The sequence below is a fragment of the Kribbella sp. CCNWLW201 genome, from assembly GCF_037203805.1.
GTDB lineage: Bacteria > Actinomycetota > Actinomycetes > Propionibacteriales > Kribbellaceae > Kribbella.
Genome location: NZ_JBBCBQ010000017.1, coordinates 75,826 through 92,929, shown reverse-complemented (window position 1 = coordinate 92,929; position 17,104 = coordinate 75,826). Strand labels below are relative to the sequence as shown.

Annotated in this window: 13 protein-coding genes; 8 read left to right on the top strand and 5 right to left on the bottom strand. The window is 69.2% G+C overall.

Annotation, left to right across the window (positions count from 1 at the left end):
• Positions 1–91: 91 nt before the first annotated feature.
• A complete protein-coding gene (locus tag V9K99_RS40980) occupies positions 92–940 on the top strand; it encodes an NAD-dependent epimerase/dehydratase family protein (protein WP_337324254.1) in 849 nt (282 codons plus the stop codon).
• On the opposite strand, the gene V9K99_RS40975 is transcribed toward V9K99_RS40980, so the two are convergent.
• Together V9K99_RS40975 and V9K99_RS40970 are read right to left on the bottom strand one after the other, a co-directional pair.
• Positions 937–2,286 (bottom strand): FAD-binding oxidoreductase, encoded by a 1,350-nt coding sequence (locus V9K99_RS40975; RefSeq protein ID WP_337324253.1) that lies wholly within the window; start codon positions 2,284–2,286, stop codon positions 937–939. The genes V9K99_RS40980 and V9K99_RS40975 overlap by 4 nt on opposite strands.
• 45 nt (positions 2,287–2,331) lie before the next feature.
• A complete protein-coding gene (locus tag V9K99_RS40970) occupies positions 2,332–3,060 on the bottom strand; it encodes an alanyl-tRNA editing protein (RefSeq protein WP_337324252.1) in 729 nt (242 codons plus the stop codon).
• Between the two features lie 82 nt (positions 3,061–3,142).
• On the opposite strand from V9K99_RS40970, the gene V9K99_RS40965 reads away from it, so the two are divergent.
• The 6 genes from V9K99_RS40965 to V9K99_RS40940 all read left to right on the top strand — a co-directional run bounded on the left by V9K99_RS40965 (position 3,143) and on the right by V9K99_RS40940 (position 13,462).
• Positions 3,143–3,808, top strand: a complete 666-nt coding sequence (locus V9K99_RS40965) for a hypothetical protein (RefSeq protein WP_337324251.1) — start codon at positions 3,143–3,145, stop codon at positions 3,806–3,808.
• A gap of 8 nt (positions 3,809–3,816) precedes the next feature.
• Positions 3,817–4,368, top strand: a complete 552-nt coding sequence (locus V9K99_RS40960; RefSeq protein ID WP_337324250.1) for a DUF6529 family protein — start codon at positions 3,817–3,819, stop codon at positions 4,366–4,368.
• 11 nt (positions 4,369–4,379) lie between these two features.
• On the top strand, positions 4,380–4,787 hold the full coding sequence (locus tag V9K99_RS40955; RefSeq protein WP_337324249.1) for a Rieske (2Fe-2S) protein: 408 nt from the start codon (positions 4,380–4,382) through the stop codon (positions 4,785–4,787).
• A 33-nt stretch (positions 4,788–4,820) separates the two neighbouring features.
• Positions 4,821–5,702, top strand: coding sequence for an LLM class flavin-dependent oxidoreductase (locus V9K99_RS40950; RefSeq protein ID WP_337324248.1), 882 nt, complete (start codon positions 4,821–4,823; stop codon positions 5,700–5,702).
• Between the two features lie 125 nt (positions 5,703–5,827).
• Complete coding sequence (locus V9K99_RS40945) at positions 5,828–11,338, top strand: ATP-binding protein (protein WP_337324247.1); 5,511 nt, start codon at positions 5,828–5,830, stop codon at positions 11,336–11,338.
• Positions 11,339–11,347: 9 nt separating this feature from the next.
• On the top strand, positions 11,348–13,462 hold the full coding sequence (locus tag V9K99_RS40940; protein ID WP_337324246.1) for a transglycosylase domain-containing protein: 2,115 nt from the start codon (positions 11,348–11,350) through the stop codon (positions 13,460–13,462).
• Here the strand turns inward: V9K99_RS40940 and gabT are convergent.
• Both gabT and V9K99_RS40930 read right to left on the bottom strand, forming a co-directional pair.
• Positions 13,459–14,799: a 4-aminobutyrate--2-oxoglutarate transaminase gene (gabT, locus tag V9K99_RS40935; protein ID WP_337324245.1), complete on the bottom strand. Its 1,341-nt coding sequence runs from the start codon at positions 14,797–14,799 to the stop codon at positions 13,459–13,461. The genes V9K99_RS40940 and gabT overlap by 4 nt on opposite strands.
• Positions 14,796–15,065, bottom strand: a complete 270-nt coding sequence (locus V9K99_RS40930; protein ID WP_337324244.1) for a copper amine oxidase — start codon at positions 15,063–15,065, stop codon at positions 14,796–14,798. The genes gabT and V9K99_RS40930 overlap by 4 nt, the downstream gene beginning before the upstream one ends.
• 72 nt (positions 15,066–15,137) lie before the next feature.
• Here V9K99_RS40930 and V9K99_RS40925 point away from each other — a divergent pair, with 72 nt between their 5' ends.
• Positions 15,138–16,583, top strand: coding sequence for a gamma-aminobutyraldehyde dehydrogenase (locus V9K99_RS40925; protein ID WP_337324243.1), 1,446 nt, complete (start codon positions 15,138–15,140; stop codon positions 16,581–16,583).
• 26 nt (positions 16,584–16,609) lie between these two features.
• On the opposite strand, the gene V9K99_RS40920 is transcribed toward V9K99_RS40925, so the two are convergent.
• Positions 16,610–16,945, bottom strand: a complete 336-nt coding sequence (locus V9K99_RS40920; RefSeq protein ID WP_337324242.1) for a hypothetical protein — start codon at positions 16,943–16,945, stop codon at positions 16,610–16,612.
• Positions 16,946–17,104 lie beyond the last annotated feature (159 nt).

Below are 17,104 nucleotides of genomic sequence, written 5' to 3'. Positions count from 1 at the left end.
AGGACCGAGCCTAGTCCACCCTTTGACTATCAGCTGATATCGATTGCCCGGCGTGGAATCATCGGGACCAACAGCTCGAGAAGGAGTGTGGATGGCACGGGTTGCGGTCACCGGAAGCAGCGGCAAGCTCGGTCGGGCAGTCGTCGATCACCTACTGGACAACGGCTGGGACGTGGTCGCCCTCGACCAGGTGCCACCGGCCCGGGCCGGCGTCACGTCGACGCGGGTCGATCTGACCGATTTCGGCCAGACCTACGAGGCGCTGGCCGGCATCGACGACCGGCACGACGGTGTCGACGCGGTCGTCCACCTGGCCGCGATCCCGGCGCCTGGGCTGCGGCCGAACGCGGCCACGTTCGAGAACAACATGGTGGCCACCTACAACGTGTTCTCGGCGGCGTTGCGGGCCGGTGTTCGCAACATCGTCTGGGCGTCGAGCGAGACCGTGCTGGGACTGCCGTTCGACGAGTTCCCGCCGTACGTGCCGGTGGACGAGGAGTATCCGCCGCAGCCGAACAGCACCTACTCGCTGGTGAAGACGCTGGAGGAGGAGCTGGCCCGGCAGTTGGTCCGGTGGCACCCGGACCTCAAGCTGATCGGGCTGCGGTTCTCCAACGTGATGTACCCCGAGGACTACGCGCAGTTCCCGTCGTTCGACGCCGACGCCCGGTCGCGCAAGTGGAACCTGTGGGGCTACATCGACGCCCGCGACGGCGCCCAGGCGGTCCGCAAGGCGCTCGAGTACGACGTCACCGGCACGGACGTGTTCATCATCGCGAACGCGGACACGGTGATGACCCGGCCGAACGAGGAGCTGCTGGCCGAGGTCTTCCCCGGCGTACCGGTGAAACGGCCGTTCGGACCGAACGAGACCCTGCTGTCCATCGACAAGGCCCGCAAACTCCTCGGCTACGACCCGCAGCACTCCTGGCGCGACTAGGGCCCGTACGGGAACACCCGGTCGGGGTCGTACGTCGTCCGCACCTCGGCCAACCGGCTGAACGTGTCGGCCGGCCACGACCCCTCGTACGAACCCGGCAGGGCGAACGCACCGGCGAAGTTGACGGTGTGCTCGGCCGAGATCCAGCGGGACAGAGGTGCGAGTACGCCGTCGGCCGCGGCGGGCAGGACCTTCTCGAACAGGCTCGGATCGGGCACGCCGATCAACACCAGGCTGTAGGCCCCGCCGCGTCCACCGACCGCACTTCCTTCGGGTACGTCGCGGTGCATCGCGCCACCCAGCAGCCGAATCTCGATCGCGACCAGCGGTAGCTGCTGGTCCGGCCCGGCGATGTCGAGAAACGCGGTAGCGAAGTCCGCGTCCAGGTCGGACAGCAGCATGCCGCGGTCCCACGCCGTGACCGGATCCTTCGGGTCGTTGTGGATCAGCGCGATGTTGCTCGCCGGCATCTCGCCGACACTGTCGATGAACGCCGTACCGGCGTCCCGGATCGGCTGGAGCAGGCGCTCGCCCTCGGCCGGGTCGCCGGCGAAGGCGTAGCGGACGGTGAGGCTGGTCTTGCCCCGGAGCAGTTCCGGGATGGCCTCGATCGGCGGCAGGCGGAGGATCGCGACCGAGGAGTTCACCGTCTCCGGAGCAGTCTTGGTCCACTCGACCCAGGTGGTGAAGACGGCTGGGAGGTCGTCCGCGGCGAAGAAGAGCGAACCGCCGTACAGGGTGCTCAGCTCGACGAGTTCGAAGTCCATCGACACGACCAGGCCGAGTCCGCCCTTGCCGCCGCGGAGTGCCCAGAACAGGTCGGAGTTCTCCTCGGCGTTGGCTGTGACGACCTCACCGGCGCCGGTGGCGACGCGGAACCCGCGGGCGAAGTCGGAGGAGACGCCGTACGTCCTGGTCAGCGGTCCCAGACCACCGCCGAGCGTGTAGCCGATGCAGCCGACGGCGTCGGACGCGCCGGTGATCGGCGCCAGCCCGTGCTCGCCCGCGGCCGCGATGACCTCGGCCCAGCGGCAGCCGGCCTCGATGTGTGCGATCCGGCCGTCGATCGTGACGTTCGACAACCGAGAGGTGGTGACCAGGACACCGTCGGTGATCGGGACAGGTGCCCCGTGACCAGTCGCCAGTACGCGGACCGGCGTACCGCTGTCCCTGGCCGCCCGAACCACCGCGACCGCATCCGCCTCCGAGGTGATCCCGACCGCCACCTCAGGCGTGTGCCGCGCGGCGAGGTTGAACCCCGCCACCTCTTCGGCAAAACCTTCATCCGACGGCCCGAACACCGGACCCGCCACCACACCCCGAAGCTGCTCCACGATTCCAGTCATCAAGAGCCTCCCCTCTCCAACCCCGCAGTCTGCCCCTCCAAGGGGTCAGGTGATGCGGACGCGGAGGCGGCGGAAGCCCCGGCCTTTGCTCTCCATCTTCACGACGTCCATCCGGCCGATCATCGCGGTGGAGGCGACGTGGGTGCCGCCGTCGGCCTGGGTGTCGAGGCCGGCGATGTCGACGATGCGGACGATCTCGATGTCCGGCGGCAGCAGGTTGGTGGCGGTGCGGATGATGTCGGGGATCGCGAACGCCTCCTCCCGCGGCAGGTTCGCCACCGTGATCCGGCGGTCGGTGCGGATCTCCGCGTTCACCGCCTCGGCCACCCGGTCCTTGAAGTCGGGCGGTACCTCGGCCAGGTCGAAGTCCATCCGGGCCGTCAGCGGCTCCATGTTGCCGCCGGTGACGAGCGCGCCGAAGTCCCGGAAGACCACGCCGGTCAGGACATGCAGGCCGGAGTGCGTCCGCATCAACTCGGTGCGGCGCTGGTCGTCGAGCGCACCGCGGACAGCGGTACCCACTGGTGGAACCGGGTCGTCCTCGTGCGGCACCAGGTAGAGGTCGTCACCCTTGACCGTGCCCATGATCCGGGTCCGCACGCCGCCCCAGAGCAGGACGCCTTGGTCCGGCGGCTGGCCGCCTCCGCCCGGGTAGAACGCGGACCGGTCGAGCACGATGCCGCGGTCGGGATCGACGCCGACGACGACCGCCTCCCACTCCCGCAGCGTGGCGTCGTCCAGGTCCAGTCGGTGGGTGTGTCCGTGCTGACTCACTTGCCGAATGTAGCAACGGGCCGTCAGCCGTTGACGGCGAGGCGTGGGCTACAGGATTCTCGATGCGGGGGTGGTGGGGGAGATGGGATACCGCAGTCCGCTGGTGACGCTGGGCGCCACAGCAGTCGGCCTGGTGGCGCTGCTTGTCGTGAACAGCACGCAAACCGGCACAACCGGCCCGGGCGTCGCCGCGACCACCGCACCCGCCACAACCAGCGCACCGCCGGCCTCGGAGGCTCCCGCTCCGACATCTGCGCCGACGACTCCGCCCGCCACAACTCCGACACAGCAGATCGTCGCGGTCTACACCGGGCGTACGACGGGACGCGAGGCCACCCTCGCGATCGCGGTGAAGGGTGGCCGGGCCGCGGCGTACGTCTGTGACGGCCGCCGCGTCGAGGCCTGGCTGACCGGAACACACACAGCCGGCCGCCTCGCGCTCCGCTCCAAAGCCGGTGACCAACTCGCCGGCACAGTCGCGGCGGACGCCGTCACCGGCACAGTCACGGTGCGCGGTCGGCAGTGGTCCTTCACGATCGAGAAGGCAGCCCCACCGGCGGGCCTCTACCGATCAAAGACCTCCAGCAACACCATCGGCTGGATCGTCCTCCCCGACGGCAGCCAGGTTGGCATCGACAACGACGGCACCCCGGCTCCCGCGCCGCCGCTCGACCCGGCCAGCGGTACGGCGACCGTCGGCGGTACCGCGGTCACGGCCACCTCCATCACCGGCGACGAGACGTTCTAGGGGGAGCCATGACGACGACTGTGCCGGTCCGGGCCGCGAGCAGGGTCGTGATCCCGCTGTCCGTCGGAGCCGCGGTCGCGGTCGCGCTCGGTGTCTACGGTCGGCTGCACGATCCGACCGGCGTCGCGGTGAACGTGGCCGGCTTCTCCAGTCCACAGTCGGTGAAGGCCTGGCTGGCCACGGCGGCTCTGGTGCTGGCCGTCGTACAGCTGATCTCGGCCCTGGCTTTGTTCGGTCACCTGAAAGGGCTGTCGGGCCGGCGATGGGTTGGACCGTTGCATCGGTGGTCGGGACGGGCCGCCGTTGCGGTCACGCTGCCGGTGGTCGCGCATTGCCTTTATGCGTTGGGATTCCGGTACGACGAGCCGCGCGTCCTCCTGCACTCGCTGCTCGGCTGTTTCTTCTACGGCGCGTTCGCGGCCAAGATGCTGACGCTGAGCCGGAACGACCTGCCGCGCTGGCTGCTGCCGGTGGTCGGCGGGGCTGTCTTCACCGGCCTGGTCGGACTGTGGCTGACCTCGTCGCTGTGGTTCTTCACCACCTTCGGCATCATTCGTTGAGAGGACCCGCTGTGGACGAACCGAGTCGCCGTACTGTCCTCGCCGCCAGCGCGGCCGCCGTCGCGACGGTCGCCGGGTGCAGCACGTACGGCGAACCGAAGACCAGTGCACCGGCCAGTTCGGCTCCCGCGGACACGGTGCTCGCGAAGACCGCTGACGTCCCGGTCGGCGGCGGGTTGATCATCGGCGACAGCCAGGTAGTGATCACGCAGCCCACCGCGGGCACGTTCAAGGCCTTCACCTCGGTCTGCACGCATCAGCAGTGTCAGGTCGCCAGTGTCGAGGGTGGCACGATCAACTGCACCTGCCACGGCAGCAAGTTCGACATCAACGACGGTTCGGTGGTCAAGGACCCGGCCCCACAGCCGCTGGCCGCCAAGCAGATCAAGGTCTCCGGGGATTCCATCCAGCTGGCTTGAGTTCAAGTGCTCTTCAACTGACATCCTTTCGGCATGGTCGAATTCGGAGTACAGGTGACGCCGACCGCGGAGGTCGGCCTCCATCGGGAACTGGTCGCGGCGGCTGAGGAAGGTGGGCTCGACCTGGTCGCGGTGCAGGACCATCCGTACGCGCCCAGCCAGATCGACGCGATGACGCTCATCGGGGATCTACTGGCCAGGACCGAGCGGCTGCGGTTCTTCCCGGACGTGGCGCCACTGCCGCTCCGGCCGCCAGGTCTGCTGGCGCAGTCGGCCGCGGCACTCGACGTACTGTCGGGAGGACGGTTCGAGCTCGGACTCGGCGCCGGCGGGTTCCGGCGCGGCATCACCAGTATCGGCGGCCCGGACCGTACGCCGGCCGAGGCGCTTGAAGCCCTCGCCGAGGGGATCGGCCTGCTCCGGCGCCTCTGGACGGAGGCCGACCGAGTGGTTGCTGACGGCAAGTACTACCCGCTGAACCTGCGACCCGGGCCGAAGCCTGTGCACGACATCGCGATCTGGGTCGGCTCGGTCGGACCACGATCGATGCGACTCACCGGCCGGCTGGCCGACGGCTGGGCCGCGCCGATCCCGCACTACCTCCCGTACGACGAATGGGCCGGTGCGAACGCGATCATCGACGAGGCGGCCAAGAAGGCCGGCCGAGATCCAGCTGAGGTGGTCCGGATCGCCCAGGTCGTCGGGACGATCACCGACGTACCCGGGGACACCGACACCACGCGTGGCGAGGCTCCACTGCGGGGCACTCCGGACCAGTGGGCAGCTTTCTTCGCCCGGCTCGCGACCGAGCAGCCGTTCCGGACGTTCATCTTCTGGCCGGAGCAGCATGATCTGACCCAGATCAGCCGGTTTGCGGAGGACGTCGTACCGGCTACGAAGGCGCTGTTGGGCTGATTACCACGCGTGACGACGCTCCCGAAGAGGGACCCGACTCGACGGTAGGGCTTCCGGACTGAAAACCTGTGCCAGCGGACGGCGATCCTGTCCGCAGAATGCAGGGTGAGACACGGAGGCGGTCGATGTTCAAGCGTATCGCAGTGGTGAACCGGGGCGAGGCCGCGATGCGGCTGATCAACGCGGTGCGAGAGCTCAACGCCGAGGGCGGTGAGCCCATCCAGACGATCGCTCTGTACACGGAGGGTGAGCGGACCGCTACGTTCATCCGGGAGGCCGACATCGCCTACCCGCTCGGCCCGGCGTCGGCGCGGCCGTACCTCGATCTGCAGGTGCTCGAGCGGGCGCTGCGTGAGACCGAGGCCGACGCCGCCTGGGTCGGCTGGGGCTTCGTCGCCGAGGATCCCGCCTTCGCGGAGCTGTGCGGGCGGATCGGCGTGACGTTCATCGGGCCGCCGCCGGAGGCGATGCGCAAGCTGGGCGACAAGATCGGGTCGAAGCTGATCGCCGAGGAGGTCGGCGTACCGGTCGCTCCTTGGAGCCGTGGTGCGGTCGAGTCGCTGGACGCCGCACTGGAGGCGGCCGCGTCGATCGGCTACCCGCTGATGCTGAAGGCCACCGCGGGCGGTGGCGGCCGGGGGATCCGAGTGGTCCGGTCGGCCGAGGAGCTCGAGGACGCGTACGCGCGGACCAGTGACGAAGCGGCCCGCGCCTTCGGCAGTGGCGTCGTCTTCCTGGAGCGCCTGGTCACCGGCGCCCGGCACGTCGAGGTGCAGGTCATCGCCGACGGTCAGGGCACCGCCTGGGCGCTCGGTGTGCGCGACTGCTCAGTGCAGCGCCGGAACCAGAAGGTGATCGAGGAGTCCGCCTCCCCGCTGCTGTCCGCGGCGCAGGTCGAGGACCTGAAGGCGTCGGCGGAGCGGCTGGCGCTCGCGGTCGGCTACCGCGGTGCCGCGACAGTCGAGTTCCTGTACCACCCGGGCGACAAGACCTTCGCCTTCCTCGAGGTGAACACCCGGCTGCAGGTCGAGCACCCGATCACCGAGCTGACCACCGACTTCGACCTGGTGAAGGCCCAGTTGCACGTCGCCGCCGGCGGCCGGCTGGAGGGCACCAAGCCGGCCGAGACCGGGCATGCCGTCGAGGCCCGGCTGAACGCCGAGGACCCGGACCGCGACTTCGCGCCCTCGCCGGGCCGGATCGCCGTACTCGATCTGCCGGCCGGGCCCGGGGTGCGGGTGGACACCGGGGTCAGCGCGGGGGACAGCATCCCGGCCGATTTCGACTCGATGATCGCGAAGATCATCGCCTACGGCCGGACTCGCGAGGAGGCACTCGCGCGACTGCGCCGGGCGATGGCCGCGACCACCGTGCTAATCGACGGCGGCACCACGAACAAGAGCTTCATCCTCGAGCTGCTGGACCAGCCTGAGGTGATCGACGGCATCGCCGACACCGGGTGGATCGACCGGGTTCGCGGCGAGGGGCGGCTGGTCTCACACCGGCACTCCGGCGTCGCGCTGGTCGCGGCGGCGATCGAGGGGTACGAGGAGGCCGAGCAGGTCGAGCGGACGCGGTTGCTGGAAACGGCGCACGGCGGCCGCCCGCAGGTTCAGCACGAGGTGGGCCGGGCGATCGACCTGAAGCTCCGCGGGGTCGTGTACCGGGTGACCGTCGCGCGGATTGGTCCGGACCGGTTCCGGGTCGGTGTCGGCAGCGGCGACACGTTCAAGGTGGTCGACGCCGAGCTGGAAAGGCTGGACGCCTACACCGGGCGGCTCGTCGTCGGCGGGCAGCGGTTCCGCCTGGTCACCGCCACGCACGGGCCGGTGCACCTCGTCGAGGTCGACGGTGTCACCCACCGGGTCAGCCGGGACGAAGGCGGCGTACTGCGTTCTCCCGCACCGGCCCTCGTGGTCGCGACGCCGATCCAGAGCGGCAGTGTGGTCGAGGCCGGTGCTCCGGTGCTCGTGCTGGAGAGCATGAAGATGGAGACGGTGCTGAACGCGCCGTTCAAGGCCACGGTGAAGGAGTTGCTGGTTTCCACCGGTAGCCAGGTGGAGACCGGTGCACCGTTGGTCCGGCTCGAGCCCGTCGACGACGATGCCGTGGAAGAGGCTGCGCCGGTGGAGAACGGCGTACAGCTGGATCTGCCGAACGGGTCGGGGGAGAAGTCCGCGGCCGAGCGGGTCGAGCGGGGTCTGGACGACCTGCGCAGCATGCTGCTCGGGTTCGACATCGACCCGCGGGACGAGGGCGGCATGCTGGCCGACTACCTCGCCGCGCGGTCGGAGCTGGCGGAGCCGCCGGTGGACGCCGAGATCGAGCTGCTGCAGGTGTTCGCCGACTTCGCCGAGCTGAGCCGGAACCGGCCGGCCGATGCGGACATCAACACGGAGAACCGGGTGCACAGCCCGCGTGAGCACTTCCACACCTACCTGCAGAGCTTGGACACCGAGCGGGGCGGTCTGCCGGCCGAGTTCGAGGCGCGGCTGGGCCGGGTGCTCGGCCACTACGGTGTGACCGACTTCGAGCGCAGTACCGAGCTGGAGGAAGCGGTCTTCCGGATCTTCCTCGCCCAGCAGCGATCCACCCCGGACGTGTTGCTGGTGACGTCGGTGCTGCAGCGCTGGATCGCCGAGTCGCGGCCGGAAGCCACGCTGGACGAGCGCGCCCACGAGCTGCTCGACCGGCTCGTCCTGGCCACTCAGCTGCGCTTCCCGGTGATCGGCGACCTGGCCCGGAGCGTGCGGTTCCGCTGGTACGACCAGCCGCTGGTGGACGCGGATCGAGCCTCGGTGCTGGCGGGTGTCGGCGACGAGGTCGCGGCACTCGCCGCGGACCCGGCCGCGCCGAACCGCAAGGAGCGGATCGACGCGCTGGCGAGTATCCCGGAGCCGATCGTCCGCTTCCTGGCCCAGCGACTCGAGCGGGGCTGGGGTGAGCGGGAGCCGATGCTCGAGGTGCTCATCCGCCGGCACTACCGCGAGTACGAGCTGCACGACCTGGCCGAGTTCGCCGTGGACGGACGGCCGTTCGCGACCGCCGACTACTCGATCGACGACCGGCTGAGCCACCTGGTCACCACGGTCGGCACGGTGGCCGAGCTGGCCGACCCGGACAGCGGGCTGGTCCAGGCACTGACCGCGCAGGTCGAGGCCCGCCCGGCCGGCCACGAGGCCGTGGCCGAGCTCTACCTCTACGGCCCGGACATCCCGGAGGCGCAGCAGGAGGCGTCCGACCACCTCCGCGACCTCGTCGCCGCCCTGCCGGTCTCTCAGCAGGTACGGCGCCTTTCCGTCGCGATCGCACCGGGTCAGGACCGGCCGGTCTCGTACTTCACCTATCGCCCGACCGGCGGCTACGTACTCGAGGACGACAACGTCCGCGGGGTGCACCCGATGGTCGGCCGCCGGTTGACCCTGTGGCGGCTGCACGACTTCCGGATCACCCGGCTGGACGCGCCCGAGGACGTACTGCTCTACCACTGTGTCGCCCGAGACAACGAGGCCGACCAGCGGCTCGTCGCACTGGCCCAGGTCCGCCAGTTCGCTGTGGTCCGCGATGAGGACGGGCAGGTCACCTCGCTGCCGCACGCCGAGCGGGCGATCGCGAACTGTCTGGAGGCGATCCGCCGGGCCCGCACCGAGCGCGGCGCGGCCGGGGCCAAGCTCGACATGAACCACGTCTGGGTGCACATCTGGCCGCAGGTCGACGCTCAGGTCGACGAGCTCACCGCCCTGCGCCGCAACATCGCACCGATGACCGCCGGCGCCGGGATCGAGGAGGTCCTGGTGCAGGGCCGGGTGGCGACCCCGGACGGCTCGCTCAACCTGCTGGCCGCGCGGTTCTACTACCAGCACGGCGCGGGTGTCGTCACGTCGGTGGAGCAGCCGCCGACCGAGCGACTGAAGCCGCTCGACGACTACGCGCAGAAGGTCCAGCGGTCCCGCCGCCGCAACACCGTCTACCCGTACGAGGTCGCCGGCATGGTGGCCGGACCGGGTGGCACCTGGACCGAGTACGACTTGGACGACGCCGGTGCCCTGGTGCCGGCGGAGCGGCCGCGCGGACTGAACAAGGCCGGCCTGATCGCCGGTGTGGTCACGACACCGACCTCCCGGCATCCCGAGGGTGTCACCCGGGTCGTGCTCAGCGGCGACCCGACCAAGGCACTCGGTGCGGTGGCGGAAGGGGAGTGCTCGCGGATCATCGCGGCACTCGACCTGGCCGAGCGGATGCAGGTGCCGGTGGAGTGGTACTCGCTGTCCGCCGGTGCCCGGATCTCGATGGACTCCGGCACCGAGAACATGGACTGGGTCGCGAAGGCGCTGAAGCGGATCGTCGAGTTCACCCAGGACGGCGGCGAGATCAACATCGTGGTGGCCGGTATCAACGTCGGCGCACAGCCGTACTGGAACGCCGAGGCCACGATGCTGATGCACACCAAGGGCATCCTGGTGATGACGCCGGACAGTGCGATGGTGCTGACCGGCAAGCAGTCGCTGGACTTCTCCGGCGGCGTCTCCGCGGAGGACAACTTCGGTATCGGCGGTTATGACCGGGTGATGGGCCCGAACGGTCAGGCGCAGTACTGGGCGCCCGATCTGAAGGGTGCCCGGGATGTGCTGATGGCGCATTACGACCACACGTACGTCGTACCTGGGGAGACGGGGCCGCGTCGGGCGGAGACGTCCGACCCGGTGGATCGCGATGTCACGACGTACCCGCACAACGTCGCGGGCAGCGACTTCCGCACTGTCGGCGAGATCTTCTCGGCGGCGACGAACCCGGAACGCAAGAAGGCGTTCGACATCCGCACGCTGATGCGGGCCGTCACCGACCAGGACCACCCGGTGCTGGAGCGCTGGGCCGGGATGGCCGACGCGGACACCGCGGTGGTGCAGGACGCGCGGCTGGGCGGATACCCGGTCTGCCTGCTCGGGATCGAGTCCCGGTCGGTGCCGCGCCGGGGCTTCCCGCCCACCGACGGCCCGGACACCTACACCGCGGGCACGTTGTTCCCGCGCTCGTCGAAGAAGGCGGCCCGGGCGATCAACGCGGCCAGCGGGAACCGGCCGCTGGTGGTGCTGGCCAACCTGTCCGGTTTCGACGGCTCGCCCGACTCGATGCGGAACCTGCAGCTCGAGTACGGCGCCGAGATCGGCCGGGCGATCGTGAACTTCGAGGGCCCGATCGTGTTCTGCGTGGTGTCGCGCTATCACGGCGGCGCATTCGTGGTGTTCTCCAAGGCGCTGAACCCGTCGATGACGGTGCTCGCGGTCGAGGGCTCGTTCGCGTCGGTGATCGGTGGTGCGCCGGCGGCCGCGGTCGTGTTCGCCGGTGAGGTCGACGCGCGGACCGCGTCCGACCCGCGGGTGGCGTCGCTGGCCGAGCGGGTGCGTGAGGCAACCGGTGCGGAGCGGGCCGCGTTGGCGACCGAGTTGGCCGAGGTGCGGACCGCCGTACGGTCGGAGAAGCTCGGCGAGGTCGCGACCGGGTTCGACCGGGTGCACAGCATCCAGCGGGCCGTCGAGGTCGGCTCGGTCGATGCGGTGATCAGCGCACACGAGCTGCGGCCGCAGTTGATCGAGGCAATCGCCGCTGGATTGGCCCGTAATCACGGGGGCGCCTAACCTGGAGGTATGCGCACCGACACGGGCGGTGGCAACAAGATTCGCGCACTGGTGACATTCCTCATCGTGAGCGTGATGTCAGGTGCGCTGGCCGCGGGGCTGGCGGTCCCGTTCGCCGGCATGGCCGGGCTCGGCAGTGAGAAGGTCGTCGAGACGGTCCAGACGCTGCCGCGTGAGCTGGAGATCGAGCCGGTCGCCGTCCGGAGCCGGATCCTGGCCGCGGACGGCACGCTGATTGCCACCCTGTACGAGCAGAACCGCGTCCCGGTGTCGCTGAGCTACATCAGCCCGATCATGCGCAAGGCGATCATCGCGATCGAGGACTCGCGCTTCTACGAGCACGGCGCCCTCGATCTGAAGGGCACGCTGCGCGCGATGGTCCGCAACCAGACCGAGGGTGAGGTCCAGCAGGGTGGATCGACCATCACCCAGCAGTACGTGAAGCTGAGCCTGATCGAGAAGGCCCGCAACGCCACCGAGATCCGGCGTGCCACGGCGGTGACGTACGCACGCAAGCTGGCCGAGTTGCGCTACGCGATCGCGGTCGAGAGCCAGTACTCCAAGGACCAGATCCTCGAGCGGTACCTCAACCTGGTCAACTTCGGCGACGGCACGTACGGCGTCCAGGCCGCCGCGCAGCACTACTTCCGGACCACCGCCAAGAACCTCACCCTCCCGCAGGCCGCCCTGCTGGCCGGACTGGTGAAGAACCCGACCGGCTACGACCCGACCAACGACATGAAGCGCGCCAAGGACCGCCGCGACGTGGTGATCAAGCGGATGCTCGAGCTCAAGGTCATCTCGCTGCACCAGGCGAACAACGCGCTCAAGACGCCGGTGATCGACCCGGCCAAGGTGCTGAAGGTCCCGAACGGCTGCGCCAACTCCCGCTACCCCTTCTACTGCGAGTACGTCGTCTCGAAGCTGCTCCAGAACCCGGAGCTCGGCCGGACGGTCAAGGACCGGGAGCACTACCTCAAGACCGGCGGCCTGACCGTGACGACCTCACTCGACCGGCGGATCCAGAAGGCCGCCCAGGCGTCGATCAACGAGCACAGCAGGCGAACCGACAGTGCCGTCGCCGCGATCACCGTCGTCGAGCCCGGCACCGGCCTGGTGAAGGCGATGGTGCAGAGCAGGCCGTACGGCAACGGCCGCTTCCAGACCGCCTACAACTACAACGTGGAGAAGTCCTACCCCGGCGGGTTCGGCGGGTTCCAGAACGGCTCGACGATGAAGGCGTTCACCCTCGCCGCCGCGATCTCGAAGGGCGTTCCGCTGGGCTACCGGATCAACTCGCCGCAGCAGATCGATCTCAGCGGCAAGAGGTTCCAGACCTGCTCGGGCTGGACGAGGGATCCGTCGTACCGGCCGCAGAACTCGACCAGGGGCGGCAACATCACGCTGGTCGAGGCGACCCGGTACTCCACGAACACGTACTTCCTCCAACTGGCGCAGCGCGTCGGCCTCTGTCCGATCGCGAAGACGGCGGAGGCGTTGGGGATGTACAACGGGCAGACCTTGAAGCCGCTGGACCAGGTGATCTCCTACACGCTCGGCGTCGGCTACGTCACGCCGCTGATGCTCTCCAACGCGTACGCGACCTTCGCGGCCCGCGGCAAGTACTGCGAGCCGCTGCTCGTCATCGGCCTGCAGGACAAGTCCCGCCGGCCGATCGACACCCCGGCCATGAACTGCAAGCAGGTCCTCAAGCCTGAGGTGGCCGACGGGGTGAACCGGGTGCTCAGCGCGGTGATGGAGCCCGGCGGCACCGGCGGCCGGCTGAACTTCGGCAACTGGGACCTGGCCGGCAAGACCGGAACGATCCAGGAGAACAAGGCGGTCTGGTACGCCGGTTACGCGCCGAACCTGGCCGCGGCCGCTGTCGTGGCCGACGCGAACCTGCCGTACACGAACCTGATGTACCGCCACACCCTGGACGGTCGGGACATCTCCGACCCGACCGGCTCCGGTACCGCCGGTCCGCTCTGGCAGACCGCGATGGAAGGCGCGCTGAAGGGCATGCCGCTGGAGCGCTTCGTCGCGCCGAGCAAGAAGATCGTCGAGGGCGACCCGAAGTACCGCCAACCAGACCAACCGACAACGACGCCCACGCCCGGCTAACTGGTTTCCGCGAAGGCGTCCCGCAGTACGTCGAGGCCCTCGTGCAACAGGTGGTCGGGGATGGCCAGTGGTGGCAGGAAGCGCAGTACGTTGCCGTAGGTTCCGCAGGTGAGGACCACGACGCCCTTGGCATGGACCGCTGCCGCGATGCGCTTGGTCAGGTTGGCATCGGGTTCGCTCGTGCCGGGAATGACGAGCTCGATCGCGGCCATGGCGCCCCGGCCGCGAACATCCCCGATCCGGTTGTCCTGTGCCTGCAGGGTGGTGAGTCGTTCGAGCAGTGTCTTGCCGATAGCGCGGGCACGGTCGACGAGCCCGTCGGCCTCGATGGTCTCGATCACGGCCAACGCGGCGGCGCAGGCGAGCGGATTGCCGCCGTACGTCCCGCCGAGACCGCCGACGTGGGGTGCGTCCATGATGTCGGCGCGGCCGGTGACGGCCGACAGCGGCAGCCCGCCGGCGATGCCCTTGGCGGTGGCGATCAGATCGGGTACGACGCCTTCGTGGTCGCAGGCGAACATCGCGCCGGTGCGGGCGAACCCGGTCTGGACCTCGTCGGCGGCGAAGACGACGTCGTTGGCGTGGCACCAGTCCAGCAGCGTGGGGAGGAAACCCGCCGCCGGGACGATGAAGCCACCCTCGCCCTGGATGGGTTCGATCACGACCGCGGCCAGGTTGCCGGCGCCGACCTGCTTGTCGATCACGTCGATCGCGCGTTCCGCGGCGGCCACACCGTCGAGGCCGCCGTCGCGGAACGGGTAGGACAGCGGAGCGCGGTAGATCTCCGCGGCGAACGGCCCGAAGCCGCTCTTGTACGGCATGCCCTTCGCGGTCATCGCCATGGTCAGGTTGGTCCGGCCGTGGTAGGCGTGGTCGAACACCACGACCGCCTGCCGGCCGGTGAACGACCGGGCGATCTTGACCGCGTTCTCGACGGCCTCGGCGCCGGAGTTGAACAGCACGGTGCGCTTGTCGTGGCTGCCCGGGGTGATCCGGTTGAGTGCTTCGGCGACCCGGACATAGCCGTCGTACGGCGTGATCATGAAGCAGGTGTGGGTGAAGGCCTGCACCTGTTCGGTCACCGCCGCCGCGACCCGGGGTGCGCTGTTGCCCACGGTGGTGACCGCGATGCCGGAGCCGAGGTCGATCAGGTGGTTGCCGTCGGCATCCACAATGACGCCACCGCCGGCGGCGACGACGTAGACCGGGAGCGTCGTGCCGACTCCGCGCGCGACCGACGCCTCCTTGCGTGCTTGCAGGGCCTGTGACGCCGGACCGGGGATCGGCGTGTTCACCTGCCGCCGCTGGGGAAGGTCCGGACCTCCGCTGATGCTCATGATGTCCTCTCATGGTTGTGCCCGTGGGCCGGCGCCACGTCGATCGACGGGTTCTGGTCGAAGAAGCCGAACGGCTTGAGCCAGAAGGCGATCGTGTCGGCCGGCATCACCGGCCAGTCCTCGACCCGGGTGATGTGGTGGATGCCGAACACGTACCAGAGCACCACGTCGGTGTTCTCCAGCGACTCGTCGTCGGCGATCCACCGGGTCATCCCGTCGTCGCTCTCCGACTGCTCGTCGAGGGGCTCGAGCGGATGCGTCGCCATGGGCTTCTCCTCGTGAGTGGGTGGGCCTAGATTGAGGGAACGGGGGACTGGTGCCGCTAGGGGGTTGTTGTCATGCCGGACAAGAAGGTCTTCCACAACATCATCGACGGCACCGTCCAGGCTGCCGAGTCCGGAGCGATGATGGACATCGTCAACCCGTCCACCGGCGAGGTGTACGCGTCCGCGCCGAACTCCGACGAGCACGACGTGGACCTGGCCTTCCGCGCCGCCGCCGGTGCGTTCGAGAAGTGGCGCTGGTCGACGCCGGGGGAGCGGCAGCGGGCACTGCTGAAGCTGGCCGACGTGATCGAGGACAACGCCGAGGAACTGATCGCGATCGAGAGCGAGAACACCGGCAAGCCGGTGGCCCTGACCCGGTCGGAGGAGATCCCGCCGATGGTCGACCAGATCCGCTTCTTCGCCGGTGCCGCGCGGGTGCTGGAGGGCAAGTCGTCCGGTGAGTACATGCGCGGTTTCACCTCGTCGGTCCGGCGCGAACCGATCGGCCCGGTGGCCCAGGTGGCGCCGTGGAACTACCCGATGATGATGTCGGTCTGGAAGTTCGCTCCGGCCCTGGCCGCAGGGAACACGGTCGTCCTGAAGCCGTCCGACACGACTCCCGCGTCGTCGTACTGGATGGTGGAGAAGATGCAGGAGATCTTCCCGCCCGGGGTGTGCAACCTGGTCTGTGGCGATCGCGACACCGGTGCCGCGCTGACCAAGCACAAGGTGCCCCAGCTGGTATCGATCACCGGATCCACCCGGGCCGGGATGGCCGTCGCGATGGCGGCCGCGGCCGACGTCAAACGTGCCCACCTCGAACTCGGCGGCAAGGCGCCGGTGGTGGTGTTCGACGACGCCGACATCCCGGGCGCGATCGAGGGGATCTCGGTCGGCGGCCTGTTCAACGGCGGGCAGGACTGTACGGCGGCCACCCGGGTGCTCGTCCAGCAAGGCGTCTACGACGAGTTCGTCGGCGCGCTGACCGAGGCCGCCCGGCAGACCCGGACCGGCTACGACCCGGCCGACGAGGACATCCTCTACGGGCCGATCAACAACGCCAACCAGCTCGGGCACGTGGCCGGCCTGGTCGAGCGGGCGCCCGACCACGCCCGGGTGACGACCGGCGGGCACCGGATCGGCGACCGCGGCTACTTCTACGAGCCGACGATCGTCGCCGACCTCCGCCAGGACGACGAGCTGATCCGGACCGAGATCTTCGGTCCGGTGCTGACGGTGCAGAAGTTCGCCGACGAGGAGGAGGCGCTGCGGCTGGCGAACGACAGCGAGTACGGCCTGGCCTCGTCGGTGTGGACGACGAACGTCAACACCGCGGCCCGGATGTCCGCCCGGCTCGACTTCGGCTGCGTCTGGGTGAACACCCACATCCCGTTGATCGCGGAGATGCCGCACGGCGGTTTCAAGCACTCGGGTTACGGCAAGGACCTGTCCATGTACGGGCTGGAGGACTACACGCGGATCAAGCATGTGATGCTCCATCACGGCTTCGCGGGCTGATCCCGCCGGCCGGTACGGCGTACCCGCTAGAGCGGGCGGAGGTCGGTGCCGGGGATCCAGGTGACCCGGCCGTCCTTGTCCCTTACCCGGCCGAGCCACTCGCCGTTGTCGCGGATCCAGACGTCGAGCTCGCCGTTCTGCCACTGGGCTCGCTGGACCGGCTGGGCCGGGTCCACCTTCCGTACGGCGTCGGCCGGTCGCGGACCGTGAGCGTCGTACTGGACGTCGAGATCACTGGCTATCCGGTGTGCCTCCGTCTCGTCGTCGATGTCTGTCGCCCGCCACCCGTTGACCGCGCCGTCCCAGACGCCGAATCTGTTCGATCCGTCGTCGGCAGGTCGCACCGTGAACCGCCCAAGCATGGTCCCAGGTTAGCGCTATTTCGAACATATGTTCTAGTCTTGTGGTCGACAGGAGGTGTGTGCGATGGCGCGAGGGCACAGACGAAAAATGCAAGGAGACGGATCTCCTTGCATTTTCAGGTTATAGCGCAGGGGTGGGCTTGCGGCAAGGACCGGGTC